Raw genomic sequence first — 26,001 nt, 5'->3', positions numbered from 1 at the left:
GGGTTGCAAATATATAAATTAAATTCAATCTTTCTTTCTAATAATCTAATTTTAAGTATTTAAACTGATACTTTTGCCGCTTAGTATTTTTGCGAATGTCTTTTTCCGATAAAATTTTGACATGGTACCTTGAAAACAAGCGCGATTTGCCCTGGCGCGATACCTTGGACCCTTATAAAATTTGGTTATCGGAAATCATTTTGCAACAGACCCGTGTTGCCCAGGGCATTCCGTATTACCATAGGTTTATCGAAGCCTTTCCCAAGGTTGAAGATTTGGCCATAGCCAATGAGGAACAGGTCCTAAAACTTTGGCAAGGACTGGGTTATTATTCCAGGGCCCGAAATCTGCACGCAGCCGCAAAAATGGTCGTTGGGGAATTCAATGGGACCTTCCCCAGAACCTATGCCGGTTTGCTAAAGCTAAAGGGTGTTGGGGACTATACTGCGAGCGCCATTTCCTCCATTTGTTTTAACGAACCGCAGGCGGTGGTCGATGGAAACGTATACCGGGTTTTGTCCAGATATTTTGGTGTGAAAACACCGATCAATAGCACGGAAGGGATAAAATCCTTTAAAAAGTTGGCCCTTGAGGTCTTGCATCCTACCAATATTAGGGATTACAACCAGGGCATCATGGAATTTGGTGCGGTCCAATGTACGCCCCAAAGCCCCAATTGTTCTACCTGTCCTCTGGCCGGTGGTTGTGTGGCCTTGGAAATGGGCACCGTAAAGGATTTGCCTGTCAAAATTGGAAAGACGAAAATTAAAAAGCGCTTCTTTAACTATTTGGTACCCTTGGAGCATAGGAAAAGCGATGAGACCCTCACTCAATTGAGACAGCGTAAAGGAAAGGGCATTTGGCAAAATCTCTGGGAATTTCCCTTATTGGAAACGGAACGGGAAATCGGTTTGGAGGACATTGAAATTCGGCATTCCGAGGTACTAAAGTTCAAAAGACCGCCTGAAATCAGCCTTTTTAATTCGGATTCCATCGTCCACAAGCTTTCACACCAGCATTTGCATACCAGGTTTTGGATATTGGAAGGACCCTTTTATCGGACCAATACCATACCCGTATCCAATCTTGAAAATTATCCGGTTCCCGTATTGATAGCGGAATTCATGAAAACATTTAAATTTTAGTACTTTTGAACTATGGATTTCCGTAGTATTGGAATCAGCAAGTCGAACTACCTGATTATTCCAAAGGGAGACCTTTAATTTCAGGCAGTTTGCATACATATAAAGGTGAAAAAATATGAGTGGTACATTAAATAAGGTAATGCTGATCGGGCATTTGGGAGACGAAGTGAAGATGCACTATTTTGAGGGCGGAGGATGCATTGGGCGTTTTCCTTTGGCCACCAACGAGACCTATACCAATAAGCAGACGGGCGAGCGCGTCACCAATACGGATTGGCACAATATCGTAGTACGGAACAAGGCCGCCGAAGTTTGCGAAAAGTACTTGAGCAAAGGGGATAAAGTCTATGTTGAAGGACGTTTAAAGAACCGCCAATGGCAGGGGGAAGATGGTAATACCAGATACACGACGGAAGTCCATGTGCAGGACTTTACCTTTTTGACAACAAAACAGGAAAGTATGGCGAATAGTTCCGGACAGTCCTCCCAGCCGCAACAGGAAGGGCACGACGACAGGACACTGCCCAAATCTCCCGCACCATTAAGTCAGGACGATGAAGACGATTTACCATTTTAATTTGGAAATTAATTTATAGTAAGTGGACCCAGACCCTTTACCGCTGGCCTTGCATTTTCTGGTGATGGATAGTGCCTTTGCGCTTAATATTGCCATGTTGGTCATACTGCTAATCTGTTCCGCGCTTATATCTGGGGCAGAAGTGGCCATGTTCGGACTTTCGGTTACCGAAATAAACGAAATAAAGGACCAGAAAACGGAAAAAAGCACTATTCTTATTCGGTTATTGGAACGTCCCAAGAAATTATTGGCCACGATCCTTATTGCCAACAACGCCATCAATATTGGGGTGGTCTTGATCTTCAATTTGATAGGCGATACCCTTTTTTCCGAAATAAACGCGGTGCTTTTCAATATCGTTTCGGTGAGGTTTCTGCTGGAGGTGGTGGTAGCCACATTTATGATTCTAATGTTTGGGGAGATACTGCCAAAAGTTTATGCAAATAGAAATCGATTGAGCTTCTCCAACTTCATGGCCTATCCCCTGCGTGTCTTGGATTTTATTTTTTCCCCGTTAAGCCTTCCCATGCGCTCTGGAACAATTTTTTTATACAATAAGCTGGGAAAGGAGAAATCCAGTTTTGGTGTAGATCACCTATCCCAGGCATTGGAACTTACCTCAGAGGGTGATACCACCAAGGAGGAGCAAAAGATTTTACAAGGTATCGTAACTTTTGGAAATACCGATACCAAACAGGTCATGAGACCCAGGATAGACATTTTTGCCTTGAACGATCAAATGAAGTTTCCCGAAGTTTTGGAGGAAATTAAAAAGAACGGCTATTCCAGGATTCCCGTTTATTCGGAAAATATAGATAATGTCCTAGGGGTATTGTATGTTAAGGATTTGTTACCCTATCTTGACCGGAAGTCCTTTAATTGGATGACCTTGATACGAGAACCTTATTTTGTACCGGAGAACAAAAAATTGGATGACCTTTTGGCCGATTTTCAGGCGAAAAAGAACCATCTGGCCGTGGTAGTGGACGAATATGGAGGTACTTCGGGCATTGTGACCTTGGAGGATATCATAGAGGAAATAGTGGGGGATATTAGCGATGAGTTTGATGATGAGGACCTGGTCTTCTCCAAATTGGACGATTACAATTATGTCTTTGAGGGGAAAACCACCTTGAAGGATTTCTACAGGGTCATAAAATTATCTGACGAGGATATTTTTGAAGAAAACAAAGGTGAGTCCGAAACCATCGCCGGTTTTGTACTGGAAATGGCCGGAAGTTTTCCAAAAAGAGGCGAGGAAGTCGTTTTTCAGGATTATAAATTTGTCGTGGAGAGTTTTGATAAAAAGAGGTTGAAACAAATAAAAGTGACATTGCCCCATGAGATGTAAGATTTCTGTTCTCCTTTTTGTCTTTATTGTTCTTTTAGGCTCGTGTAATGACCAACCCATTCCCAAGCCAAAGGCCCAAATGCGCTTGGAATATCCGCAAGGAGCTTCTTCACCCTTGGAAACCGAAAATTTCAGGTTCGATTACAACGAATTGGCAACGCCCAATCTGGATTCGGAAACCGCATTTTCCTTGGAATATCCAGAGATGAAGGGCGCTATTTTCTTAAGTTATAAAAAGATAGATGGCAATCTGGAAAAACTGATCGTAGACGCCAAGCGACTTAGTTACGAGCATGCCGTAAAGGCCGACAATATTGTTGAGCAGCCCTATGTAAACCCGGATAAACAAGTTTATGGGGCCTTGTTTGAAGTGCAGGGGAACGCTGCCTCCCAATCACAATTCTTTGTGACCGATAGTACAGAACATTTTTTGACGGGTTCCGTCTATTTTTACGCAAAACCCAACTATGATTCCATATTGCCTGCGGCCGCTTATCTGCAGAACGATATTCGAAGGATCATAGAAACCTTGGAATGGAAGTAATTAAATAAAGGGATGAACAAGACTGTACTAACGGATTGCCATAAAAGAATCGCCCCTTTCATTCATAATACCCCTGTGCTTACCTCAACCTTGATTAATGAACTTTTGGGAGGTAAGGTGTTTTTCAAGTGTGAAAATTTTCAAAGGGCGGGGGCCTACAAAATAAGGGGCGCCACCAATGCCATTTTGAATCTGGGCGAGGCTCAACGTAGAAACGGTGTGGTTACCCATTCTTCAGGAAATTTTGCGCAGGCCGTTTCCTTGGCCGCCAAGAGTTTGGGGGTTCCCGCACATATTGTGATGCCCACTACGGCACCTAAAGTTAAAAAGGAAGGGGTTGTTGCCTATGGTGGACAAATCTACGAATGTGAACCTACCGTTGAGGCCAGGCAGGCCATGGCCGATAAAATCGCAAACGAAACAGGCTCGGTGTTTTTGCATCCTTCCAATGATCTGAACGTGATCATTGGACAGGGAACCGCTGCTCTCGAATTGCTTTCTGAGCAACCCGACTTGAACTTTATTTTCTGTCCCGTAGGCGGGGGAGGCCTCATTGCCGGTTCCTCCTTGTCCGCCAAATATTTTGGAAAGGATTGTAAGGTTGTGGGGGGCGAGCCCTTTGAGGCCGATGATGCCTACCGTTCCTTGATTTCTGGAAAGATTGAGGGAAATGAGACGGTCAATACCATCGCCGATGGTTTACGAACCACCTTGGGAGATATCAACTTCCCGATAATCAAGGAAAATGTTTCAAAAATCGTTCGGGTTACGGAGGAGGAAATAGTTCTGGCCATGCGCCTGGTTTGGGAGCGAATGAAAATCATCGTTGAACCTTCAAGTGCCGTTACATTGGCGGCCCTAATTAGGGATTGCCAAGAAATTCCGTCGGACTATCAAAACAAAAAAGTAGGCATTATTATCTCCGGCGGTAATGTAGATCTGAATCAGTTGCCATTTTAAATGCGAACACTAAAGCGGATACTGAAACGAATGTTCATTGCTATATTTTCCATCATCATTGTACTTGTTGTCTTGGGGGCACTTTTCATAAATTTGAGTCCGGAGTTTGGTGGTACCATTTCGGATTCGCAAAAGGAACAATTTTCAAAATCGGAACACTACAAGGACGGTGTTTTTGAGAACTTGGGCGGTGTTACCATGTCCATGGGATTTGGCGATTATGTAAAGGGATTGAAAGGCTTTTTTGGCCCGCAAATAAATACAAGGCCAAAGGGAGCCGTTCCTATTAACGCATTGGACGCTTTGGAACTGGCCAATTATAAAGGACCTGCAAGGATGGTGTGGTTTGGGCATTCCACTTTTTTATATCAGTCGTATGGAAGGAATATTTTGATAGACCCCATGTTGGGACCGGTTCCTGCCCCCCATCCTCTTTTAGGAGGCAAAAGATTTAGCGAAGAACTTCCCATAGCCATTGAACAACTGCCGCAAATTGATTTTGTGGTTTTGTCCCATGACCATTATGACCACCTGGATTACGGATCTATCTTAAAATTGAAGGATAAGGTACAGATGTTCTTTACACCCTTGGGGGTAGGGGCACATTTGGTGGAATGGGGTGTAGCCGAAGATAGGATCAAGGAAATGGATTGGTGGGGCGAAACTTCCTTTGAAGGCTTTTCCATAAAATGCGTTCCGGCGCAACACTTTTCTGGCCGTGGCCTTTCAGATAGGGGCAAAACCTTGTGGAGTGGGTGGGTAATCAAGAACGATGGTGCCAATGTATTTTTTAGCGGCGACAGCGGTTATGGAGGCCACTTTACCGAAATTGGCGAGAAGTATGGCCCTTTTGACTTTGCCATGTTGGAATGCGGACAGTATAACAAACTATGGCATGAAATCCACATGATGCCTGAGGAAACCGCCCAGGCAGGAGTAGATGTGAAGGCCAAGGTAATCATGCCCATTCATTGGGGCGCCTTTAAATTGGCCATGCATCCTTGGACCGACCCTGTCATACGGGTAAGCGATAAGGCAAAGGAATTAAATCTACCGATTGTTACACCTAAAATTGGTGAATTCATTTATTTGGCGGAACCTACTTCCAATGGTGGAGTTTGGTGGAAGAATGTCGATTAATTGTTGCCCAAAAGCGCTTCGGCATTGGCAATACTGGAATTTATTTTTTCCTTCACTTCCTTGACCTTCTCTTCCTCCTCTTTCAACCATTGCTTTTTTTCCTCGCTCAGTTCCTTGCCATCCATGATTTCTTCGGGCTCGAACCTGTCTCCAAAACCTTGCATCCAATCCATCATGGATTTGTTGGCATCCTGTAAATCGCGCATCGCTTTGGCCTGGGGAGAATCCGTTCCTAAGGAATCCGCCATCGGTTTTAACTGACCCACCAGTTTTCCCAATTTTCCCATTTTGGGCATAACCTCGTCATGTATTGCCATAACTTGTTCCATTTGGGAAGGCAAAGTTTCTTTTTTTTCTTCCTTGCATGAGATAAAAAGCAAGAAGCAACTTAAGATTCGGATAAAATATTTTTTCATGAAGATATTCGTATTAAAGCGAAAAGTCATTTAAGTTGCAAAGATACCAAATAGAGTTATTATCTATAGATACTAAAACTCCAGTTGTAAGATTTAAAATAATAAAAGCCCGCTCCTTTTTGGAGCGGGCTTTTTAATTATTTGGAAAGGTTACTCAAAATCAGCTGGGGTAACCCCTTCATTGACCTTAATTTCCGATACAATGAACTCAATATTCTGTGGACCCATACTTTGTATGAGCTTGTACGGAAATAGGATGCCCGATACTTCCCTATAATCCTCCAGCATCATGGTCTGTTGCATGGTCTGTCCTTGCATGTCGATGACACTTACTTCCTGCAATTTTAGTCCGGTTTCAGTGTCGTAAAAAACGGTCTTGTTGTCCGTAATCTTTACCTTGTAAGCTTTTGTATCACCAACCATATCGGTTCCTTCCAAGGTAAGGCCCCCGGCGGCCAAATAGTTCAATTCCGGGAAGGGTGCCGATTCTTCTTTGATTTTCGTGATTTCTTCTTCGGAAAAATCCTTGCGCTGTCCCTGTGCCACCATATAGCCGGTATCACCGTCCAAAACCTGCTTGCTCAGGGAGTTCCCCATCATCTGGATATCCTGCATGAACTGGTCCTTGGATGTTTTCTTTAGTTCCAAATTCAGTTTCATTCCCTGCATTTCCGCTTCTGCGGTCATCGAATAGGAATATACACTTTCCAAAGTTTCCTTACCGCCTATGGCCTTTAGGTAGTTTTCAATCACGGTTTCCGCTGTCAATCCTTCCGGAGATGCGGCATTGTAATCTGGCTTTTCAGTACGTTCCGCCGTTTTTGAATAAAATAGGACGGGTAGAGTTTTTCCTTTGAACTCCACTTTTTCAAGATTCTCCAAGACCTCACTTCCCTTCCCTGTCACAACCACGCGCGCATTCGAGGAGCTAAAATATTTTTGTGCCGCTTTTTGGACATCTTCAACGGTTATCTTTTCCAGTCTTTCCAAATAGGTCTTGTAAAAATCCTTTGGCAGCCCTTCTTTTTCTATGTTCAAGGCGTAATTGGCAATGGTCTGGGGTTGCTCCAGCGCCATAACGAACCTACCAGCATATTTGGCTTTGGTGTTTTTTAATTCTTTTTCCGATACCGGTTCGGTTATGATCCTATCGATTTCCTTTAGAATCTCAACAACTGAGCTATCGGTTACGGCATTTCGTACACTGGCCGTGGCCCTAAACCTGGATGGTTCATATTTGTCGTCGCCTATGGCGGAATAAGATCCGTAGGTATACCCTTTATCCTCACGTAGGTTCAGGAACAATCTGGCTTCACCACCGCCTCCCAATATTTGGTTGGCTAGTAAGGCCGGCAGATAATCGGGATCTTTCATCTTCAAGTTTACAATGTTCTGAACCGTAATTTCAGATTGTACGGCGTTTGGCATATCCACAAAACTGATCTGTGTATTGTAAACATCTTTAGGCTTGCTGTAAGTGAACGATGGGGGAACCGCTTTGGTCCATGATGTAAAATACTTTTCGGTCAATTCCTTCACTTCATCAAAATTTATATCTCCCACTACCACCAGGTAGGCGTTCGCCGGTACGAAATAATCCCGGTAGAAGGTTTTCACATCCTCCAACTTCACATTGTTGACCGTTTCAATGGTCGTAAATTCCCCGTAAGGATGGTCTTTTCCATAGGCAAGTGCACGTTGAACCCTTCCACTGATTGCGGAAACATCTTTTTCTTCGGCCTTTAATGCAGTAATTAAAATGTCCTTTTCCTTGTCGAATTCCTCCTGAGTGAAATTGGGGTTTATGGCGGCATCGGCCATCAACTCCATCATTCTTGGAAAATACTTGGAAAGTGAACTGGCAAAGGCGCTTTGTGCCCCAAAACTAAGTCGGGCCCCAAGAAAATCGACCTCCTCATTGAATTCGTCCTTGGGAATGTTCTTTGACCCTTGGCCCATCAACGAACCTGTTAAACTGGACACGCCAGCTTTATCACCCTCCAAAATGGGCGGGTTGTCTATGGTCAGTTGAATGGAAACCGTTGGAAGCTTATGGTTTTCAACCACCATTACCTTTAACCCATTGTTTAGGCTAAAACTTTGGGGTTCTTCCAGGTTTATCTCCGGGGCGGGTCCGGGTTTAGGCATCGTGGATCTGTCCACTTGCGCCTGTGTGGCAGTTGCCACCAATATGCTGAATAATAGGGTATATAGCTTTTTCATTTTTTTAGTTTGAAGGTTTTTCTTCAGGTAAATAGTCGATAATTACGCGTTGATTGGGCTTTAAATACTTTGAGGCCACTTCCATGATTTCATCTCGGGTTACGGAACGATATATCTCGATTTCCTTATTGATCAATTCCGTATCGCCATAGAGCATGTAATTTCTGGCCAAGGAACTGGCGATGCCCTCCACACTGGAGTTTGAATTTACATATTGATTTTCAAACTTATTTTGAAGTTTTTGGTAATCTCTTTCTGAAATGGGTACTGTGCGCACCTTGGCAATTTCTTCTTCCATCTCGGAAATCAAGGTATCCAAGGGCGTCTCCCCAACGGGTAAGGCAAAGACAAAATACATGCTATAATCCTCCTGTGGAATATTGAAAGCCCCCACCTGCAAGGCCTGTTTTTGATCGTCCACCATTTTTTTGTAAAGTTTGGAAGTGGGACCATCACTTAAATAGGTCGATATCATATCCAAAACATAGGCATCCCGTTCCTTGAATCCAGGTGTTCTGTAGGCCAATCCGGCAGCGGGTATCTGTATATTAGGGTCATAGAATTGCACCCGTCTTTCCGTAGTAATTGGGGTTTCTTTGAGATAGTTCCGGGAAACATCGGCACCTTTTGGAATCGGCCCAAAGTAATCCTGTACCAGACCTTTCGTTTTCGCTATATCGATGTCTCCCGCTACTACCAGCACTGCATTGTTGGGTACGTAGTATTTTTCATTGTATGCCTTAACATCCTCCAAGGTAGCGGCCTCCAAATCCTTCATATACCCTATATTGGGGTCTTTATAAGGGTGCTTTTCAAAAAGGTTTTCCCCTAAGACCGGAAGCAATTGGCCATAAGGAGAGTTATCATACCGTAGCCTCTTTTCCTCCTTTACGACTTCGATTTGCGTATCCACTCCATCCTGGTTGATAACGGGATGAAGCATTCTTTCCGACTCCAACCAAAGGCCCAGTTCCAAATTGTTGGATGGAAAAACTTCGTAATAATAGGTTCTGTCCTGCGTAGTGTTCGCGTTGTTGGTACCTCCGTTCGAGGATACGATCTCAAACCATTTTCCTTTTTCTATGTTCTTGGTACCTTCAAACAACAGGTGCTCAAAGAGGTGGGCAAAACCTGTCCTACCTTCAGTACGATCCTTTCCCCCAACATGGTACATGACCGAAGTTGTGACCACGGGCGCGGAATTGTCCTTATGAAGGATGACGTGCAGGCCATTGTCAAGGTCATATTCCTCATATTGGACTTCTTGGGCAAGCAATAATGTGCATGAAAATAAAAGGGTGCAAACCGCAAATAGCTTTTTCTTCATTTTTTTAATGTTTAGTGTTCTTCCAAACCATTGGTATGGATTTTTGGAGTTTGTTACACTAAAATACGTTTTATGTTGTGCTAATCTTCATAAAGAGTATCGTTTTGAGTTACGATTTAGATAAAGATTCATTAACTTATGTGGAAAAATAAACAGATGAAAAATTATACGCTCCCTATTAGATTCGGAATTGTAACTAGCGCCTGTCTTATCGCCTATTTTTTGATTTTGGCGCTCTTGGGCCTACACACCAATGTTTTTTATAGTCTGTTTAATATGATAATAACTGGCTTTGGTGTTTACGAAACCATTAAATACCTGAAAGTGAAGAGTCCAGAGACTTTTGGGTATAGTACCGGTTTTGTTGCCGGGCTTGTAACGGGCGGGGTCGCCACACTTATTTTTACGTTGTTTTTTGCTTTTTATTCAACAGAATTGTCTCCTGGATTTTTGGAAGAGCTTTCCACGAAATGGGCAAAGGAGTACGAAAATTTTGAGGCCATCGTTTTTTTGGTGGTCGCCACCATGGGTTTTGTTACCTCCTTGGTACTTACGCTTTCCTTTATGCAGCTTTTTAAACCCTCCAATAACCTAAAGCGAGGAAAGGGATAAAATCATTAAAAAACCCTTGTAGGTTACGTAATAAGCAGTATATTTGCACCCGCCTTTGGAAAAAATCCAGTAGGTTTTAACAATACATTTTTAACGATATGTACGCAATTGTAGAGATGGCAGGGCAGCAATTTAAAGTTGCGAAAGACCAAAAAGTGTACGTTCACCGTTTACAGACAGAAGAAGGTAAAAAGGTAACTTTTGATAATGTACTTCTTTTGGATGATGGTAAGAACGTTACCGTTGGCGCCCCAGCTATAGACGGTGCCGCTGTTGAGGCCAAAGTCATTAAGCACCTTAGAGGTGATAAAGTAATCGTTTTTCACAAGAAAAGACGTAAGGGCTACAAAAAGAAAAATGGTCACAGACAATCCCTTACGGAGATTGTAATCGAATCCATCGTAGCCAAAGGTGCTAAAAAAGCCGAACCGGCCAAAAAAGAGGAGAAGCCAGCCGCTAAGCAGGAAACTCCCGTAGCCAAGTCGGTTGCATCAAAACCAAAGGCCGCCAAAGCAAAAGCATCAACCGATGACCTTAAAAAGGTAGAAGGAATTGGACCTAAGATTGCAGAGACCTTGAATGCCGCTGGCATCACAACCTTCGCAGAACTGGCAAAATCCACTCCGGAGAAAATTTCTGAAATCATCGCAGACGTTCGTGGTAACCACGTAACCGATACTTGGCCAGCGCAAGCCAAATTGGCCGCTGAGGGTAAATGGGATGAGTTGAAGAAGTGGCAAGATGAATTAGACGGAGGTAAAGAATCCTGATTCTTTATTTTCTAAGTATAACAATATAAAACCTTAAAATTATGGCACATAAAAAAGGTGTAGGTAGTTCAAAAAATGGTAGGGAATCAGAATCGAAACGTTTGGGCGTTAAGATTTTTGGTGGCCAGGCTGCTATTGCCGGTAACATCATCGTTAGACAGCGAGGTACAAAACACAATCCAGGTGAGAATGTGTATGCCGGTAAAGATCATACATTGCATGCCCGTGTTGACGGACTTGTAAAATTCGAGAAAAAAGCAGGAGGGAAATCCTATGTTTCCATTGAGCCGTTTGAAGCTTAAGAAATAGTTCTCTATAAAAAATAAAACCCTCACATTGTGAGGGTTTTTTTATGCTGTTCTACAGTAATTTGTCTGCCACCTCTTTCCAAGAATTCACCCGTTCTATTCCCGTGGTATGGATGTTATGGGGTGATGTGAAAAGCAAAGGTCTACCAGCAAAATGGGTTAGGTTATAACTTCGGTCATCGATCAGAACATCGCCTTTTAAAATATGCTTATGTCCACAGAGGATTCTATTTTGCCAAGGTATAAAAGGAAAATGTTCATCCAACCAATCGCTTTTCTCTTCCAGTGAATTGGGAAATTGCATGGCCGCGGAGGCTATATATACCTCATATTTTTTAGCCAGTTCGTTCAGGACCTCCCTACTGTCGGCTATCGGTTTTAAATTTCTGAAGAAACCGCGGCGTCGCGCATGGTTCCGTACACTGTCCTGATGGGCTTCGGGAACCTTATGCCAGACTTCGCTACCCATACAATGCTCCTCGGTGAGCATGGCATTGAATTCTTCATTATAAATCTCAATATGGGCGCCATATGTATCTGCTATGACTTCGTCCATATCCACATATATCGTCATAAAATAAAAATTATATTATTTGTCCAATCCTGCTTGCGCCAATGTGATCAAGAGGGCCAGTTTTATCGATTCTTCGGATGGCTCGTCGTTCACATACCATTCGTGCAAGGAATGCGCCCCACCTCCAGATCCGCCCCTGCCGATACATACGGCCGGTATGCCCTTGGAAATGGGAATGTTGATATTGGTGGAGCCCCTGCCCAATGAGGGCGTACCCCCAAAATATTCGGTAGCGGCCATGCTCCTTTGAACCAAGGGGATATCAGCAGACAGTTCTCCCGAAGGCCTGTCACCAATCTTGATGAGCTCATAGGTTACTTCGCCCTGTATACCGCTGGAATTGTATTCGTTTATCGCCCTTTCTACGGATTGTTTAAAGATTTCTTCGATCTCATCCAAGTTTTTTGGGCTGATGGCCCGCATGTCCACCTCCATCCAGGATTCAAACGGTATCGAGTTGACGGAAGTCCCGCCACCAATTCTACCCACATTGAAGCTCGTCTTGGAGATATCTCCCGAAGTATATTCCCAAGCCGCTTTTGAAAAAATATCGATGGCCTTGCCTAGGGCGTGATGTGGATTTGCAAGTCCGAAAGCGCCCCATGAATGCCCGCCCTTTCCATTTACAAGTAGTTTATATCGTTTGGAGCCCAATCCTGCGTTACTGATCCTTCCCATACTGCCCCCATCAATGGCAATCCAGGAATCAATGTCCATGCCGGATTCGTTGAATATGAACTTCATGCCTCGGAGATCGCCCAATCCTTCCTCACCCACCGAGCCAACAATAAGAATATCCTTATCAGTTTTGACTCCAGCTTTGTTCATTCCCTTAAGCATGGAAATAAGATTTGCCAAAGCCCTTGTATCATCCCCAATTCCCGGTGCTTTTAAGGTATCGCCAAACTTTTTAACGGTAACGTCCGTACCTTCAGGGAAAACAACATCTAAGTGGGCATCAATCCCCACGTAGCCAGATTCCCCGCTCGTACCTTTTCTAAGACCGATGACATTGCCCACCTTGTCCGTCCAGAGACTGTCCACCCCTGCTTCTTCGAGTAGTTTGGCAAAGGCGATACCCCTTTTGTCTTCCTTAAAAGGCGCTGCGAGAATTTCGGTGAGGGCAATGTGGTCCTGAGTGGTCTGCTCCCTTTGTTCCTCTATGAATTTGAATGCCGACGCAACCTTTTTATCCTTGGCAAGCCGTTCAATTTCCTTTGTAAATTTTTTGTCGATGGAGACTGCTTCCTGGGCCCTTGAATTTTGAAGGGACCAAAAGACTATCAAGGCAACCAAAATAATTTTGTTCATTAGCTTCTTTTTTTTGCGTAGCACCGCTATGAGGCTTTTAGATTATGGAATGTGAATTTAACGGATAATCCAATAAAGAAAAACCATTAGGATAAAAAAATAAAGCCCTTATTTTTGGTAAGGGCTTTATTTTGAAAGTATTCGGTTTAGTATCTGTAATAATCAGGTTTGAACGGTCCTTCTACCGTAACCCCAATATATTCGGCTTGTTCTTCATTAAGTTCCGTTAATTCGGCACCAAGGCGTTCCAAATGTAGTTTTGCCACTTTTTCGTCCAAATGCTTGGGCAGCATATACACTTGGTTTTCATAATTCTCACTGTTGTTCCAAAGTTCTATTTGCGCCAAGGTCTGGTTTGTAAAGGAATTGCTCATTACAAAACTTGGGTGGCCGGTGGCACATCCTAAGTTCACCAATCTTCCTTCCGCAAGGACGATCACATCCTTGCCATTGATGGTGTATTTATCCACCTGTGGCTTGATTTCGTCCTTGGTATCGCCATAGTTTTTGTTCAACCATGCCATATCGATTTCGTTGTCAAAGTGGCCAATGTTACAAACGATGGCTTTATCCTTCATAGCCTTAAAATGCTCGCCTCTAATGATATCCTTGTTTCCGGTAGTCGTTATAACGATATCGGAAGTACCAATCACCGTTTCCAATTTCTTCACTTCAAAACCGTCCATACACGCTTGAAGCGCACAAATAGGGTCTATTTCCGTAACTGTAACGATAGAGCCGGCTCCTTTGAAAGAAGCAGCGGTACCTTTACCTACATCACCATAACCAGCTACGACCACCCTTTTTCCGGCGAGCATGGTATCCGTGGCCCTTCTTATGGCATCCACGGCACTTTCCCTGCAACCGTATTTGTTATCGAACTTGGATTTGGTTACGGAATCGTTCACGTTGATAGCAGGCATGGGCAAGGTTCCCATTTTAACTCGCTCGTACAAGCGATGTACCCCGGTAGTCGTTTCTTCGGACAAGCCTTTTATACCACTGGCCAATTCGGGATACCTGTCCAATACCATGTTGGTAAGGTCCCCACCATCGTCCAAAATCATGTTCAATGGTTTTCTGTCCTCCCCAAAGAAAAGGGTCTGTTCAATACACCAGTCAAACTCCTTTTCGTTCATTCCCTTCCAAGCATACACGGGAATACCGGCCTCTGCAATGGCTGCTGCCGCCTGATCCTGAGTAGAAAAAATATTACAGGAGCTCCAGGTCACCTCTGCTCCCAAAGCAACGAGCGTTTCTATCAATACCGCCGTTTGAATGGTCATGTGCAAACAACCTGCAATACGCGCCCCTTTCAGAGGTTGCTCATTTTTGTACTCTTCACGTAAGGACATTAGACCGGGCATTTCGGCCTCAGCCAATTCAATTTCTTTTCTTCCCCACGCTGCAAGACTCATATCTTTTACCTTAAAAGGAACGTAGGGAATGGTTGTAGTGCTCATATGTTTTTTTCTTTTTACTTTCGTTAAAATGCAACTTACTTTTTTAGTAGCCTCAAAGGTACAAAATACCCGAAAAATCAATGCCTCTTTACAAAACTATAACAGTAAATTTGAGTACCTCCATAGCCATTTGGAAGGTAGAGGAGACGGAAGTTTTTTTGGGAACGGGAATCCAATTGACGGACCATTGTCAATCTCGATTCAATGGTATGAAATCTGAATTGCACCGAAGGGCCTTTTTAAGCATCAGGCACTTATTGGCACTTTTCGGTTATGTTGACACCGATTTATATTACAACGAATTTGGAAAACCCCATTTGAAAGACGGGAACTATATTTCCATCACCCACTCCCACCATTTTACGGCAATTATTATTAGTAAAACGGAGGAAGTAGGGATCGATATAGAAAAGAACAGGGAAAAAATTCTCCGGATAGCCCATAAGTTTACCCCTTTTGAGGAGTACAGGACCTTGGCGAATACCGAGGCTATAATTCGGAAACTGACCATTGTTTGGGGTGCCAAGGAATCCCTTTACAAAATTTACGGCCAACAGGGCATCAGTTTTTTGCATCATATCAATGTGGCCGATTTCTCTTTTGCCCAAAACCAAACTACGGCCGAAATCCTTTACCATGGGGATGTGTCCCATTATTACGTACACTTTTTGGAGTTCGAAGGTTTTACCCTTGTATATGCCATTAAGAAGTAAATGGGGTAGTTTTTGCACCTACAATCAAATATCTTTACCAAAAACAATTTATATGGACATATCCGTAGAACTTACTTTTTCCCCATTACAGGACGATTTTGAGGAACATATCATCAATTTTATCAAAAAACTTAGAAATTCCGGACTGGTCGTTTTGGAAAATCCCTTAAGTACGCAGGTTTTCGGACCCTATGAAACTGTTATGGATGTGCTGAAGACCGAAGTAAAAATTGCCTTTGAACTCATGGACAAGGGCTTGATGTACATGAAATTGGTAAAGTCCGACAGAAGCGCCTATGAGCCCCATTTTTGATTTTTTCCTTGGGCCCTACCGGGATAAGGAGACCTTTATCATAGTCATTGAAGCCATTGTCTTCGTAACCGGCATTTTAAGTGTTTGGTACGCCAAGAAGGAAAATATTTGGGTGTACCCAACGGGTTTGGTCGCTACGGTCCTCACTGTGTATCTTTTATATAGGGACCGATTGCTGGGCGATATGATGATGAACTTCTATTTTTCGGTCATGAGCGTTTACGGTTGGTGGAATTGGGCCAGGACCAAGAACGATAAAAAGATTGTCCAGATTTCAAGGACCAGTGCAAGGGAAAAAAGCATCGGTTTTGGACTTTTTCTGCTGACCATGGTCGTTACCTATATCGTATATCGAATTTTTGATGTGGAGGTGGGTCCATCGAACTATATCGATATTATCACCTCGGGCATTTTCTTCACTGGAATGTGGTATATGGCACTTAAAAAACTGGAGAATTGGACGCTCTGGATTTTGGCGGATGTCATTACCGTTCCACTTTATGCCTACAGGGGTTGGGGAATGCTATCCTTGCAATATCTTATATTTACCATCTTGGCTATCCAAGGCTATTTTGAATGGAAGAAAAGTATAGACAACATCCTTCAAGCATCCTAAAAGTAGTGCTTTTTGGGCCTGAATCCACGGGAAAGACGACTTTGTCCCAACAATTGGCCAAACATTATAATACGGTTTGGGTGCCGGAATATGCGCGGGAGTACCTACAGAACAAATGGGACAACGAACGTAAAACCTGTGAACCGGAAGACCTCTTGCCCATTGCCGAAGGTCAAATGCGCCTGGAAAACGAACTCACCAAAAAAGCAACGGAAATTCTTATTTGCGATACCGATCTCTTGGAAACCAAAGTATATTCAGAGGCCTATTACGTTGGGGATTGTGACCCTATTTTGGAAAAGTATGCTTTAGAGAATTCCTATGATCTTTATTTGCTGACCTATATCGATACACCTTGGGAAGCGGACGACCTTAGGGACAAACCTAATGAAAGGGAACAAATGTTCGAATATTTTAAGGCTACCTTGGAAAAGTATAAACGCAATTTTAGTATCTTAAAAGGAAATAAAAAAGAGCGCCTAAAGCGTGCAGTTGAACTCATAGATAATTTACGCAGAAAATGATAGCACTATCGGAACAGGATATGAAACAAATGGCAAACAAGGGGATTGCCAAGGAAAAAGTGGAGGACCAAATCAACACATTTAAGGAAGGAATTCCCTTTGTGGATTTGCAAAGTGCCGCCGTTGTTGGTAACGGGATTCTTCGTTTTACGGAGGTGGAAGAAAGGGAGTTAATCGACCATTACGAATCCAAAGTTAAGCACTTGGATATACTTAAGTTCGTGCCTGCATCCGGTGCGGCTTCCAGAATGTTCAAGGCACTTTTTTCTTTTTTGGATAGCTATAACCCTGCCAACGAATCCCTTGAGGATTACCTGGAGAGGACGGGTGACAAGGATATCAAAAAGCTTTCCGAAGGTTTGGAACAAATGCCCTTTTATAGAAAGGTAATGGACAGGCTTCCCAATAGTTTTAATTCTGAAGGGGAAAAGGTCTATTTGTTCGTAAAGGAACTATTAGGCGAGGATGCGTTGAATTATGGATTTTATCCCAAAGGATTATTGCCATTTCATAAATATGAAGAAAATACGGCGACACCTTTTGAGGAACACCTAAAGGAAGGTGCGCTGTATGCAAGTTCCTCCAGTGGCAGTAAACTGCACTTTACGATATCCGAACAGCATGAAGAAATGTTCCAGACAGAATTGGATCAGGTTGGGGAAAGGGTTTCCAAAGAAACGGGGATAAACTATACCGTGGATTATTCGTTTCAGAAACCTTCAACGGATACCATTGCCGTAGATATGAACAATGAACCCTTTCGGAATCCGGATGGCACCGTTTTGTTCAGACCAGGTGGGCACGGTGCCTTGATAGAGAATTTAAATGAACAGGATGCCGACGTTATTTTCATAAAGAATATCGATAACGTGGCCGTAATGCAGGATGCAAAAGCGGTCGCGGACAGCAAAAAGACCTTGGCAGGTGTCTTGCTGAAAGTCCAGAAAAAAGCTTTTGAATATGCTAAAATGCTAGATGAGGGAAGTGTCTCCAAAAAAGAACTGGATATAATAAGGGTTTTCTTATCCGAAGAACTGAATGTAAAATTTTCGATGGATTTCCATAGTCTATCCAATACGGAAAAGACGCATGTTTTAAAATCCAAAATCAATAGGCCCATCCGCATTTGTGGTATGGTGAAAAACGAAGGCGAACCGGGTGGCGGTCCGTTTTGGATAAAAAATGCCGATGGTGAGATTTCATTACAGATAATAGAATCTGCCCAAATCGATATGGATAACCCAAAGCAAGTGGACATTCTACAAAATTCGACCCACTTCAATCCGGTGGACTTGGTCTGTGGTATTCGCGACTTCAAAGGAAACAAATACAATCTCTTGGATTTTGTGGACGCCAAACAGGGGTTTATCACTGGTAAGACCATGAATGGCAAGGAATTGAAGGCTTTGGAGCTTCCGGGGTTGTGGAACGGAGCCATGGCACACTGGAATACCATTTTCGTAGAGGTTCCATTGGTAACCTTCAATCCGGTGAAGACGGTATTGGATCTTTTAAAGGATTCGCATCAAGCTTAAAATAACCAAGAAGTAAGTTTAAAAAGTGTGTACTTGTTACGCACTTTTTTTATCTCAAAGAACATAAGTCTTAACATAATGAATAATGCCCATGTTTTTTTTAGACATACTGGGTATAACCTCTTTTTGCGTTAAAAAAAAGTAAAGTTTTATAGTCAAACATCCAACTCGGCAATGACCCCGTAAATAAAAGTAAGTACGAATCATTAACAAAAAATATCTAATGAAAAAGTATATCCTATTTAGCATAGTGGTTTTTGCAACGATAATGAGCGCCCATGCATATTCCTACCAAATGGGAAAAGTTTCAAAAATTGAAATGGTAAACGACGATTATGAAAGAATTCCGTCTAGTGAGTTGACCCCCGCCGTAGTGGAAGAAATTTTAAAGGAATATCCAACATCAAAGTTGGGAGCGGCCTATAGAAATTCTAAAGGAATATTTAAGTTGGTCATGGTATTAAAAAGTGGTACCAGGCGTACGGTCTATATTGATCCTTATGGAAATTGGATTACGAATAAGAAGAGATGAAGAATACTGTATTAATCGATTTATAAAAGGCTGCCATGGCAGCCTTTTTTATTTACGTATGAAGGTTTTCTTTTCAAGGATTATTGGCAAAATAAAAAAAACACTTCGTAAATTATTGATTTTCAAACAACAAAAATAAACGTTTCACTTTTTATTTTTTGGTAAGGTGACCTCAGGGCTAAAAGTGTGTCCTATAAGATGTAAAGAAATTTAAGAACCCTCGAAAGTCAAACACTAACCGTTAACTGTAAAGGGACCATTAAGTTTCAGGACGATTCAACAAAAACAGGCTATTACAAATTGTGGTAGTTGTGTTTTGGGAGTTTTCATAAGGTTTTGGTTGTTGTACCCTAGTTTTGGTCCTGAAATTGATCTTGATGGTGGTAAAGGGAGCTGGACAGTCGGCTCCCTTTTTTATTAAGTCAATTTTTTTGTTGTCCCATATCGATTTATTGAATCAAGCGGTGTATTTTTGCGCCATCTCAAAGGGGTGCCGAATCCTAACAAGGAGGAAGCTGAGATTATACCCAATGAACCTGGGCAGGTAATGCTGCCAAGGGACCGAGCGTTAAAAAAATGTCCGGTGGATATTTTTAGCGAGGGGCCAGCTGGTGCGCTGGAAATTTACCCTCGCAATGGGTCGCTCACAAAAATTCATGTTTAATTCAGAATAATAGCCCCTTTTATTCGTAACACTTTTACGAATGAAAAACTCTATGTTCGCAACCTTGGCCTTTTTGGGCCTAAACATGGGCGCTTACGCCCAACAACAACCAACGGAAACGGATTCCCTTGAAGGGAAAAAAGTAGTACTGGATGAAGTCTTTGTCTCTGCGGTACGCGTTACCAAGGAGTCCCCTGTGACCTTTTCAAATTTGACAAAGGAAGAAATCAAGCCCAGAAATTTGGGTCAGGATATTCCTGTTTTAATGAACTTTTTGCCTTCGGTGGTTACTACTTCCGATGCAGGGGCCGGAGTAGGCTACACCGGTATTCGGGTACGAGGTAGTGATGCCACACGGGTAAATGTAACGATCAACGGAATTCCCTACAACGATGCGGAATCGCAGGGAACGTTTTGGGTGAACATGCCCGATTTTGCCTCCTCTACCGAGAGTCTGCAGCTACAGCGCGGTGTGGGAACCTCTACCAATGGAGCAGGAGCCTTTGGTGCCAGTCTCAATTTGTTGACCGATGGTTTTTCCGAAGATGCCTATGCCCAGATATCTTCTTCCTACGGCAGTTTCAATACGTTTAGGCGGAATATCAAGTTCAGCACGGGTCTCCTAAACGATATGATGGAAATTTCCGGGAGGCTTTCGCGTATAAATTCCGATGGGTATATCGACAGGGCCTCGTCTGATTTGGATTCCTATTTTTTACAAGGGGCCTACAAAGATGATAATACGTTGATCAAGGCCTTGCTTTTTGGAGGTCATGAAATTACCTATCAAGCATGGTACGGAATCGATGCGGAGACCTTACGGACGGACCGCACCTTTAATCCGTCAGGAATTTATACCGATGAAAATGGCAACATTCAATTCTATGAAAACGAGGTGGACGACTACAAACAGGACCATGCCCAGCTTTTATGGAACGAACAATGGTCCGATACCTGGAGTACCAACATCGCCCTGCATTATACCCGGGGGAGGGGATTTTTTGAGCAGTTTAGGGAGGACGATGCTTTTGAAACCTACGGTTTTGAACCCCTCAACGTGAACGGGGAAGAAGTGAACACCACTGACCTGATCCGCCGACGTTGGCTGGACAATGATTTTTACGGTACCGTTTTTTCCACAACGTATGATAGGGAAAACCTGAACCTGATTTTTGGGGGCGGATGGAACAACTACGAAGGAGACCACTTTGGCGAAGTCATCTGGGCAAGGTTTGCCAGCAATAGCGACTATAGGGACCGCTATTACGACGATACCTCTAAAAAATCCGATTTCAATATCTATTCCAAGGCAAATTATAAGCTGAACGAGCATTGGTCGCTCTACGGTGATTTACAATATAGAACGGTAGGGTACCGGGCCAATGGTGAGGACACGGGTTTGGTAGATGATACCTTCAACTTTTTCAATCCCAAAGCGGGGGTTACCTATGATTTGAACAGAAACAACAATTTCTACTTCTCCTATGCCCGTGCCAACCGGGAACCCAACCGGAACGATTATGAAAATGGCAGCCCCAGACCGGAAAAATTAGACGATTGGGAATTGGGGTGGCGTTACATTTCTCCAGATGTTCAAGTGAACACGAACCTGTACTACATGAAGTATCAGGACCAATTGGTGCTTACAGGGGAACTCAATGATGTGGGCGCCCCCTTAAGGGCCAATGTGGGGGATAGCTATCGGTTGGGACTGGAAGTTGATGCACAAGTGCGATTTGGCGATACATTTACCTGGAGACCTAACCTTACGTTGAGTACCAATAAAAACAGGGATTTTGTGTTCCAGAGGGATGGAGTGTTGCAAAATTTGGGAAATACCAATATCGCCTATTCCCCGGATATCATAGCCGGAAACCTGATAACCTACAGTCCGGCGGAAGCATTCCAAATTTCCTTGTTGTCCAAATATGTGGGCAAACAGTATATGGGGAATATAGATGCCGAAAGTTCCGTATTGGACGCCTACACCCAAACCGACCTGAATTTTCAGTACGAAATTCCGTTCAATGGGTTTTTGAAGAGTATCGTGTTTTCGGGGTTGGTAAATAACCTGTTTGATGCGGATATTGTATCGAATGGTTATTTCTTTACGTTCGATGACGATTTTTCAAATCCCGGAGTGATTACCACCATAGAGGGAGCAGGATATTATCCGCAGGCGGGTATCAATTTTTTATTGGGAGCAACCCTTAATTTTTAAGAAGTCGACCTAGTATCGAAATTAATTATATTGTGAATTATTAGGATAATCTAAAACAAAATCAAAATGAGCATGGGAATTTGGCAGACTTTTTTACTCTTATTAATTGTTTCATCTTTTGTTCTACCCTTGATTGCAATAATAAATATTTTAAGGAGTGAGTTCAAGGAAAATAATAGTAAGTTGATACGGGTACTAATAGTATTATTCCTACCAATTATAGGATCTCTAGTTTATTTTGTTGTTGGGCCATCACAAAAAAAGGATGAAACAGAAAGTATGGATTATTATTCCAAATAGGGTCTTGACTTTTATTTTGGAAACAGTTTGAAAATCAAGACCCCAAAGGTTTTTTAAACCTTTGGGGTCTTTCTTATTTGTAAAAAAGGCTTAATTCGTCACGGAAACAGTATTGCCCCCAAAACTCGTTCTATATTCCAACATGTCATAGTAGCGATTGCCATCGTCCGGTCTGTTGAGCATCTGTCCCGTAAAAAGACTGTATTCATAGTCCTCACAGGAGCAGGTCGCTACCTGCCCGTTCAAGGTCATGGTGGAACAATCGTTGGGCGCATGATTGGGACAACTGGCCTCAAAGGCTCGAAACTGGTTAAATCCGGCATTAATTATAAAAACCCCTCGGGTACCCACGCCATCCTGTGTTACCAAGACCGCACTTCCCGTGTTGGTCAAGGGGTTAAAAAAGGGAAGGTTAAGGTTGGCATCGAACCTAAAATTGATTTCCTGCAGATAGGGATTGCGGTTGGTGGTGTTGTTGTCGCAGGCCAGAAAAAACAGAAAAAGAATAAGAGCGGATATGCGTTTCATGGGGTTAGAATGTTTGGGAATTCGATACTTAAATTTGTACAAAATTATATATATTTGTGGGAAATCCTCTCTAAAAAAGTCATGGGTATATGGCTGTTATAGAGGATTTTGCTATTTATAAAACGATGAACTAATGAGTAACGTATCATATTACACTGCTGAGGGACTTAAAAAGTTAAAGGAGGAATTGAATTACTTGAGGGATGTGGAGCGGCCCAAGGCTTCCCAGGCCATTGCGGATGCCCGAGATAAGGGAGACTTGTCCGAAAACGCGGAGTATGATGCCGCCAAGGAGGCCCAGGGACTGCTGGAAATGAAGATTTCCAAAATGGAGGCGACCTTGGCAAATGCCCGATTGATTGACGAGTCCCAATTGGATACGTCCAAAGTGCTTGTACTGTCTACCGTAAAGTTAAAGAACCAGACCAACGGCATGGAGATGAAATATAAACTGGTAGCGGAAAGCGAAGCTGATTTAAAATCCGGAAAAATATCCGTGAACTCACCTATTGGAAAAGGATTGTTAGGGAAAAGCGTGGGCGAAGTGGCGGAAATATCCGTACCCAACGGCACCATGAAATTCGATATTCTTGAAATCACGCGGGAATAATATTTTCTAATTATCTAATTTTAATCCCATCATGGCAACCATGGTGGGATTTTTGTTTTGCTATATGCTATTCTGGACCAGTATGGAGAACTAGTTTAGTGACTCAAAGGAAATACTATGCTGTTCTTTTGGTATCCTTTATGAACATTAGAAAATAAGTATCTTACACTTAAATAGATTTAAACGTAATTAGGTGTGTTTATACAATTTTTAGCAAATATTCAATGAGATACAATCTAACCAAACATAAAATATTAAAGAATTTAGCTGATAAGCTTACCGCTGGGATGGATGAAAATGGACGAGCGGTAGGAGACATTAAAGTACCTAAGTCGGATATAATAAATCTTGTTGGGAAAAATAAAAGATTATACGCAGTTGTTATATCTGAATTGAGAGCTAACAATGAGATTAAATACTTGGAGGCTTCTGACTCATATATTATTGAAACTGTCGATGGACTTAATTCGTTCTCAAATAAAAAATATATAAATAAAAATTGGGATATAATTTTAGGTTACCTAAAAAATTTCGCACAAATATTTATTCCTATTGCCTCATTGACCGTTGCCGTTTTGGCAGTATGGTTAAGAATTAATACAGAAGATACCATTCACAAAAAACAATTGAAAGAAATTGAATCAAGACTTGAGGTTATCGAGAAATCTGAAAGGAAAAACATGTCTATACCTATAAATCAATCAATGGATACTATAATTTCGAGGTACTAGCCGATATTATTATTCTGTTTAATCTAACACTATAATAAATTATGTATGATATAAATAATGCCCTGTTGGCGCGCACATCTTGCTCGTGCCTCTAATTACAGCACAAGCGTGACGCTTGCGCTAGCGCGAGAATTAGTTAACTTTTTAAAAAAAACAGTATACAGTGCTTTTGGTCGTATAATAACACTAGAAAATAAGTAACTCTCATTTATAAGGCTAATAAAAAGACCCTTGTCTTTTTAGACAAATGTTACCATCTTATTTAAAAATAAAAATATCTTATGGGGACATATCAAACTAGCAAATGTGGGTATTGTAAAGTAACTTGGTCATTTATGGAGTATGGTGGCGATAGTTCGTGCGGCCCTCCGGTTATTAAATGTGTCCATTGTAAAGGCTTAAATAGAACTAAAATGAAATTGTATCGTGACATGTCACCTTTTAACCGCATCACCTTTTGGATAGGAAGAGGTCTTGTCAAGCCAATCTATGGTCTATTTATGATTGGTTTTGGAGTGGGACTTTTATATTGGCAGTATATAATTGTTGAAGAAGATGGACAAACCTCAATGGAGCACATGCTGGAAATCAATAATTGGATTGGAATAGTATTTTTTAATGCAATTGCTGTAGGGTTAATGTGGCTAGGCATTTCACAAATCAGAGATACCTTTTCAATAAAAAAACAAATAGATCAAATGGAGAATATATTTGACGAAAATGGAGGTTATTTTTGGAGTAATCAACAATACTAAATAATAATGAAAAAACCTCTTGACTTTTCCCCAACACAAATAGACACAAACAAAGAAAAAATTATAAGTCTGAAAAAAGATCCTGAAACTTTTTATATCGTAAATGATAGGGAATTTCGAAATTCTAGAGCTAACGATGTGATTAAATGTATAGTTTTAGAAAGCACGGAGATAAAAGACAAAATTCAATATTACAGAAGTAATCCAGTCGAAATATTGAAAATAGAATCTAAGGAACTTCAATCTGTATTATTCTCTCCATTAGGTTAAATTAGTACTACTTCAAAATGTATGCTTCCCTGCTGGCGCGAGCATCTTGCTCGTGCCTGTGACCCCAGTACAAGCGTGTCGCTTGCGCTAGCGAGTGGCACCTAACCGAACATGTCTCAAAACCGTAATCTGAATAAAAAATTTGAAACGAAAAGAAATATTTTGGTTGATTGGCACTACAATTCTCGTACTAATATTGAACGCGTTGATTTTTGGAAAGGATGGCCTGAAACCTGACGCGACTTTAGACATAAATATTCACGACACTTATTTCGTTTTTGCCAATTTTCATTTTATCCTCTTACTTACAGTTTTATTGTTTTTTGGGATTTACCTTATCCGATCTTTATGCAGGAATTTTAAAAACCTGACTGCAAACCTCATTTTATTGATTTCGACCATCATACTGATTATAATCATAAACGGATTTAGCGCGATTGTAGAGAACATTATTCAACAATCTTCTGGATGGACTATTTATCCTCCATTAAGTGCCGGAATAGATTTGGAACAAATTGAGCAAGAAGCCAATCTTAAAAATAATAGTTTAAATATCATTTCAAATCTGATATTAATAATTCAGATTTTACTTTTGGTTTTTCTTGCATATTGTGGGTTTAAAACAGGAATTAGGTTTAACCAACGAAATGAATAGAAGGACAATAGCAATAATTATTTTCTCGATTATAATCGGGCTATTTGTTGCCCTTAATCATTCATTTCTTTCAGGAACTAGTCCCATTATAGCTTTAATATTCTTCGCAATAATCATCTGTATACTGATCTGGAGCTTGATTTTAATATTTCGAGAATCAAATAAAAAATTAAGGCTAATTCAATTAGCCATTCTCATTATCGTAATAGGAATTGGGTTTTATCAAGCCAAAAAGGAGTTTGATTCGTTGCCTCAGGACAAGTCAAAAATCTATTTTAGTACGGACACGGAATTAGAGAATTGATAAAAGTAA

General features: G+C 41.8%; 30 protein-coding genes. 23 read left to right on the top strand and 7 right to left on the bottom strand.

All coding sequences use genetic code 11. The features are described from left to right. The first annotated feature begins 95 nt into the window (after positions 1–95). The 6 genes from mutY to ACZ41C_RS05840 all read left to right on the top strand — a co-directional run bounded on the left by mutY (position 96) and on the right by ACZ41C_RS05840 (position 5,717). Positions 96–1,145: an A/G-specific adenine glycosylase gene (mutY, locus tag ACZ41C_RS05865; RefSeq protein WP_464564918.1), complete on the top strand. Its 1,050-nt coding sequence runs from the start codon at positions 96–98 to the stop codon at positions 1,143–1,145. A 115-nt stretch (positions 1,146–1,260) separates the two neighbouring features. Beyond that, positions 1,261–1,722 (top strand): single-stranded DNA-binding protein, encoded by a 462-nt coding sequence (locus tag ACZ41C_RS05860; RefSeq protein WP_154917953.1) that lies wholly within the window; start codon positions 1,261–1,263, stop codon positions 1,720–1,722. 22 nt (positions 1,723–1,744) lie between these two features. Then, a complete protein-coding gene (locus ACZ41C_RS05855; protein WP_464564917.1) occupies positions 1,745–3,073 on the top strand; it encodes a gliding motility-associated protein GldE in 1,329 nt (442 codons plus the stop codon). Continuing rightward, the gene (gene gldD, locus ACZ41C_RS05850; RefSeq protein WP_464564916.1) at positions 3,063–3,617 is read left to right on the top strand and encodes a gliding motility lipoprotein GldD; all 555 of its coding nucleotides are present in this window, start codon (positions 3,063–3,065) and stop codon (positions 3,615–3,617) included. The genes ACZ41C_RS05855 and gldD overlap by 11 nt, the downstream gene beginning before the upstream one ends. 12 nt (positions 3,618–3,629) lie before the next feature. After that, positions 3,630–4,577 carry a pyridoxal-phosphate dependent enzyme gene (locus ACZ41C_RS05845; RefSeq protein ID WP_464564915.1) on the top strand — a complete coding sequence of 316 codons (948 nt, stop codon included), beginning with the start codon at positions 3,630–3,632 and terminating at the stop codon, positions 4,575–4,577. After that, the gene (locus ACZ41C_RS05840) at positions 4,578–5,717 is read left to right on the top strand and encodes an MBL fold metallo-hydrolase (protein WP_464564914.1); all 1,140 of its coding nucleotides are present in this window, start codon (positions 4,578–4,580) and stop codon (positions 5,715–5,717) included. On the opposite strand, the gene ACZ41C_RS05835 is transcribed toward ACZ41C_RS05840, so the two are convergent. The 3 genes from ACZ41C_RS05835 to ACZ41C_RS05825 form a co-directional block, all read right to left on the bottom strand. Beyond that, positions 5,714–6,034: a hypothetical protein gene (locus tag ACZ41C_RS05835; RefSeq protein ID WP_240042648.1), complete on the bottom strand. Its 321-nt coding sequence runs from the start codon at positions 6,032–6,034 to the stop codon at positions 5,714–5,716. The two genes, ACZ41C_RS05840 and ACZ41C_RS05835, sit on opposite strands and share 4 nt — an antisense overlap. Positions 6,035–6,283: 249 nt before the next feature. Continuing rightward, complete coding sequence (locus ACZ41C_RS05830; RefSeq protein ID WP_464564913.1) at positions 6,284–8,356, bottom strand: M16 family metallopeptidase; 2,073 nt, start codon at positions 8,354–8,356, stop codon at positions 6,284–6,286. A 4-nt stretch (positions 8,357–8,360) separates the two neighbouring features. Beyond that, positions 8,361–9,683: a M16 family metallopeptidase gene (locus ACZ41C_RS05825; RefSeq protein ID WP_464564912.1), complete on the bottom strand. Its 1,323-nt coding sequence runs from the start codon at positions 9,681–9,683 to the stop codon at positions 8,361–8,363. Between the two features lie 156 nt (positions 9,684–9,839). Here ACZ41C_RS05825 and ACZ41C_RS05820 point away from each other — a divergent pair, with 156 nt between their 5' ends. The 3 genes from ACZ41C_RS05820 to rpmA all read left to right on the top strand — a co-directional run bounded on the left by ACZ41C_RS05820 (position 9,840) and on the right by rpmA (position 11,367). Then, complete coding sequence (locus tag ACZ41C_RS05820) at positions 9,840–10,295, top strand: DUF4199 domain-containing protein (RefSeq protein ID WP_138256910.1); 456 nt, start codon at positions 9,840–9,842, stop codon at positions 10,293–10,295. Between the two features lie 98 nt (positions 10,296–10,393). Continuing rightward, positions 10,394–11,065: a 50S ribosomal protein L21 gene (gene rplU, locus ACZ41C_RS05815; protein WP_464564911.1), complete on the top strand. Its 672-nt coding sequence runs from the start codon at positions 10,394–10,396 to the stop codon at positions 11,063–11,065. Positions 11,066–11,106: 41 nt separating this feature from the next. After that, a complete protein-coding gene (gene rpmA / locus ACZ41C_RS05810; protein WP_099544685.1) occupies positions 11,107–11,367 on the top strand; it encodes a 50S ribosomal protein L27 in 261 nt (86 codons plus the stop codon). Between the two features lie 58 nt (positions 11,368–11,425). Here the strand turns inward: rpmA and ACZ41C_RS05805 are convergent, their stop codons facing one another. From ACZ41C_RS05805 to ahcY, 3 genes are all read right to left on the bottom strand, one after another. Continuing rightward, entirely contained in the window at positions 11,426–11,947 is a 522-nt protein-coding gene (locus tag ACZ41C_RS05805) for a 5' nucleotidase, NT5C type (RefSeq protein ID WP_138256912.1), read from the bottom strand. A gap of 15 nt (positions 11,948–11,962) precedes the next feature. Further along, positions 11,963–13,258, bottom strand: coding sequence for a M20/M25/M40 family metallo-hydrolase (locus tag ACZ41C_RS05800; RefSeq protein WP_464564910.1), 1,296 nt, complete (start codon positions 13,256–13,258; stop codon positions 11,963–11,965). A 146-nt stretch (positions 13,259–13,404) separates the two neighbouring features. Beyond that, the gene (gene ahcY, locus ACZ41C_RS05795; protein WP_464564909.1) at positions 13,405–14,721 is read right to left on the bottom strand and encodes an adenosylhomocysteinase; all 1,317 of its coding nucleotides are present in this window, start codon (positions 14,719–14,721) and stop codon (positions 13,405–13,407) included. A gap of 80 nt (positions 14,722–14,801) precedes the next feature. Between ahcY and ACZ41C_RS05790 the strand changes: the two genes are divergently transcribed. The 9 genes from ACZ41C_RS05790 (at position 14,802) to ACZ41C_RS05750 (ending at position 22,139) form a co-directional block, all read left to right on the top strand. After that, the gene (locus ACZ41C_RS05790) at positions 14,802–15,434 is read left to right on the top strand and encodes a 4'-phosphopantetheinyl transferase family protein (protein ID WP_464564908.1); all 633 of its coding nucleotides are present in this window, start codon (positions 14,802–14,804) and stop codon (positions 15,432–15,434) included. 52 nt (positions 15,435–15,486) lie between these two features. Then, positions 15,487–15,747 carry a hypothetical protein gene (locus ACZ41C_RS05785; RefSeq protein ID WP_138256916.1) on the top strand — a complete coding sequence of 87 codons (261 nt, stop codon included), beginning with the start codon at positions 15,487–15,489 and terminating at the stop codon, positions 15,745–15,747. Then, complete coding sequence (pnuC, locus tag ACZ41C_RS05780; protein ID WP_464564907.1) at positions 15,731–16,363, top strand: nicotinamide riboside transporter PnuC; 633 nt, start codon at positions 15,731–15,733, stop codon at positions 16,361–16,363. Before ACZ41C_RS05785 ends, pnuC begins: the two co-directional genes overlap by 17 nt. After that, on the top strand, positions 16,324–16,887 hold the full coding sequence (locus ACZ41C_RS05775; RefSeq protein ID WP_464564906.1) for an AAA family ATPase: 564 nt from the start codon (positions 16,324–16,326) through the stop codon (positions 16,885–16,887). The genes pnuC and ACZ41C_RS05775 overlap by 40 nt, the downstream gene beginning before the upstream one ends. Next, positions 16,884–18,422, top strand: a complete 1,539-nt coding sequence (locus tag ACZ41C_RS05770; RefSeq protein WP_464564905.1) for a DUF4301 family protein — start codon at positions 16,884–16,886, stop codon at positions 18,420–18,422. The genes ACZ41C_RS05775 and ACZ41C_RS05770 overlap by 4 nt, the downstream gene beginning before the upstream one ends. Before the next feature lie 223 nt (positions 18,423–18,645). Continuing rightward, positions 18,646–18,954: a hypothetical protein gene (locus ACZ41C_RS05765; RefSeq protein WP_154917970.1), complete on the top strand. Its 309-nt coding sequence runs from the start codon at positions 18,646–18,648 to the stop codon at positions 18,952–18,954. 472 nt (positions 18,955–19,426) lie between these two features. Next, the gene (locus tag ACZ41C_RS05760) at positions 19,427–19,618 is read left to right on the top strand and encodes a hypothetical protein (protein WP_464564904.1); all 192 of its coding nucleotides are present in this window, start codon (positions 19,427–19,429) and stop codon (positions 19,616–19,618) included. Between the two features lie 40 nt (positions 19,619–19,658). Beyond that, complete coding sequence (locus ACZ41C_RS05755; protein WP_464564903.1) at positions 19,659–21,839, top strand: TonB-dependent receptor; 2,181 nt, start codon at positions 19,659–19,661, stop codon at positions 21,837–21,839. A gap of 66 nt (positions 21,840–21,905) precedes the next feature. Beyond that, positions 21,906–22,139 (top strand): PLDc N-terminal domain-containing protein, encoded by a 234-nt coding sequence (locus tag ACZ41C_RS05750; protein ID WP_138256922.1) that lies wholly within the window; start codon positions 21,906–21,908, stop codon positions 22,137–22,139. 90 nt (positions 22,140–22,229) lie between these two features. Here ACZ41C_RS05750 and ACZ41C_RS05745 read toward each other — a convergent pair whose 3' ends face one another. Beyond that, the gene (locus ACZ41C_RS05745) at positions 22,230–22,667 is read right to left on the bottom strand and encodes a Rieske (2Fe-2S) protein (RefSeq protein WP_464564902.1); all 438 of its coding nucleotides are present in this window, start codon (positions 22,665–22,667) and stop codon (positions 22,230–22,232) included. A 133-nt stretch (positions 22,668–22,800) separates the two neighbouring features. On the opposite strand from ACZ41C_RS05745, the gene greA reads away from it, so the two are divergent. The 5 genes from greA (at position 22,801) to ACZ41C_RS05720 (ending at position 25,688) form a co-directional block, all read left to right on the top strand. Further along, a complete protein-coding gene (gene greA / locus ACZ41C_RS05740) occupies positions 22,801–23,277 on the top strand; it encodes a transcription elongation factor GreA (RefSeq protein ID WP_138256923.1) in 477 nt (158 codons plus the stop codon). Between the two features lie 224 nt (positions 23,278–23,501). Further along, the gene (locus ACZ41C_RS05735) at positions 23,502–24,008 is read left to right on the top strand and encodes a hypothetical protein (RefSeq protein WP_464564901.1); all 507 of its coding nucleotides are present in this window, start codon (positions 23,502–23,504) and stop codon (positions 24,006–24,008) included. Positions 24,009–24,421: 413 nt separating this feature from the next. Next, positions 24,422–24,763, top strand: coding sequence for a hypothetical protein (locus ACZ41C_RS05730; protein WP_464564900.1), 342 nt, complete (start codon positions 24,422–24,424; stop codon positions 24,761–24,763). A 6-nt stretch (positions 24,764–24,769) separates the two neighbouring features. Further along, positions 24,770–25,033, top strand: coding sequence for a hypothetical protein (locus ACZ41C_RS05725; RefSeq protein WP_464564899.1), 264 nt, complete (start codon positions 24,770–24,772; stop codon positions 25,031–25,033). Between the two features lie 142 nt (positions 25,034–25,175). Then, a complete protein-coding gene (locus tag ACZ41C_RS05720; protein ID WP_464565783.1) occupies positions 25,176–25,688 on the top strand; it encodes a hypothetical protein in 513 nt (170 codons plus the stop codon). Positions 25,689–26,001: the final 313 nt, after the last annotated feature.

The organism is Maribacter sp. C-4077 (assembly GCF_055378385.1).
This window is presented reverse-complemented; position numbering and strand designations above follow the sequence as displayed.

Bases quoted from the DNA above. Each gene is read 5' to 3' on its own strand.
- mutY (WP_464564918.1), top strand. From the start codon at position 96: ATGTCTTTTTCCGATAAAATTTTGACATGGTACCTTGAAAACAAGCGC.
- ACZ41C_RS05860 (WP_154917953.1), top strand. From the start codon at position 1,261: ATGAGTGGTACATTAAATAAGGTAATGCTGATCGGGCATTTGGGAGAC.
- gldD (WP_464564916.1), top strand. From the start codon at position 3,063: ATGAGATGTAAGATTTCTGTTCTCCTTTTTGTCTTTATTGTTCTTTTA.
- ACZ41C_RS05845 (WP_464564915.1), top strand. From the start codon at position 3,630: ATGAACAAGACTGTACTAACGGATTGCCATAAAAGAATCGCCCCTTTC.
- ACZ41C_RS05840 (WP_464564914.1), top strand. From the start codon at position 4,578: ATGCGAACACTAAAGCGGATACTGAAACGAATGTTCATTGCTATATTT.
- ACZ41C_RS05835 (WP_240042648.1), bottom strand. From the start codon at position 6,034: ATGGCAATACATGACGAGGTTATGCCCAAAATGGGAAAATTGGGAAAA.
- ACZ41C_RS05830 (WP_464564913.1), bottom strand. From the start codon at position 8,356: ATGAAAAAGCTATATACCCTATTATTCAGCATATTGGTGGCAACTGCC.
- ACZ41C_RS05825 (WP_464564912.1), bottom strand. From the start codon at position 9,683: ATGAAGAAAAAGCTATTTGCGGTTTGCACCCTTTTATTTTCATGCACA.
- ACZ41C_RS05820 (WP_138256910.1), top strand. From the start codon at position 9,840: ATGAAAAATTATACGCTCCCTATTAGATTCGGAATTGTAACTAGCGCC.
- rplU (WP_464564911.1), top strand. From the start codon at position 10,394: ATGTACGCAATTGTAGAGATGGCAGGGCAGCAATTTAAAGTTGCGAAA.
- rpmA (WP_099544685.1), top strand. From the start codon at position 11,107: ATGGCACATAAAAAAGGTGTAGGTAGTTCAAAAAATGGTAGGGAATCA.
- ACZ41C_RS05805 (WP_138256912.1), bottom strand. From the start codon at position 11,947: ATGACGATATATGTGGATATGGACGAAGTCATAGCAGATACATATGGC.
- ACZ41C_RS05800 (WP_464564910.1), bottom strand. From the start codon at position 13,258: ATGAACAAAATTATTTTGGTTGCCTTGATAGTCTTTTGGTCCCTTCAA.
- ahcY (WP_464564909.1), bottom strand. From the start codon at position 14,721: ATGAGCACTACAACCATTCCCTACGTTCCTTTTAAGGTAAAAGATATG.
- ACZ41C_RS05790 (WP_464564908.1), top strand. From the start codon at position 14,802: ATGCCTCTTTACAAAACTATAACAGTAAATTTGAGTACCTCCATAGCC.
- ACZ41C_RS05785 (WP_138256916.1), top strand. From the start codon at position 15,487: ATGGACATATCCGTAGAACTTACTTTTTCCCCATTACAGGACGATTTT.
- pnuC (WP_464564907.1), top strand. From the start codon at position 15,731: ATGAGCCCCATTTTTGATTTTTTCCTTGGGCCCTACCGGGATAAGGAG.
- ACZ41C_RS05775 (WP_464564906.1), top strand. From the start codon at position 16,324: ATGGAAGAAAAGTATAGACAACATCCTTCAAGCATCCTAAAAGTAGTG.
- ACZ41C_RS05770 (WP_464564905.1), top strand. From the start codon at position 16,884: ATGATAGCACTATCGGAACAGGATATGAAACAAATGGCAAACAAGGGG.
- ACZ41C_RS05765 (WP_154917970.1), top strand. From the start codon at position 18,646: ATGAAAAAGTATATCCTATTTAGCATAGTGGTTTTTGCAACGATAATG.
- ACZ41C_RS05755 (WP_464564903.1), top strand. From the start codon at position 19,659: ATGAAAAACTCTATGTTCGCAACCTTGGCCTTTTTGGGCCTAAACATG.
- ACZ41C_RS05750 (WP_138256922.1), top strand. From the start codon at position 21,906: ATGAGCATGGGAATTTGGCAGACTTTTTTACTCTTATTAATTGTTTCA.
- ACZ41C_RS05745 (WP_464564902.1), bottom strand. From the start codon at position 22,667: ATGAAACGCATATCCGCTCTTATTCTTTTTCTGTTTTTTCTGGCCTGC.
- greA (WP_138256923.1), top strand. From the start codon at position 22,801: ATGAGTAACGTATCATATTACACTGCTGAGGGACTTAAAAAGTTAAAG.
- ACZ41C_RS05735 (WP_464564901.1), top strand. From the start codon at position 23,502: ATGAGATACAATCTAACCAAACATAAAATATTAAAGAATTTAGCTGAT.
- ACZ41C_RS05730 (WP_464564900.1), top strand. From the start codon at position 24,422: ATGAAATTGTATCGTGACATGTCACCTTTTAACCGCATCACCTTTTGG.
- ACZ41C_RS05725 (WP_464564899.1), top strand. From the start codon at position 24,770: ATGAAAAAACCTCTTGACTTTTCCCCAACACAAATAGACACAAACAAA.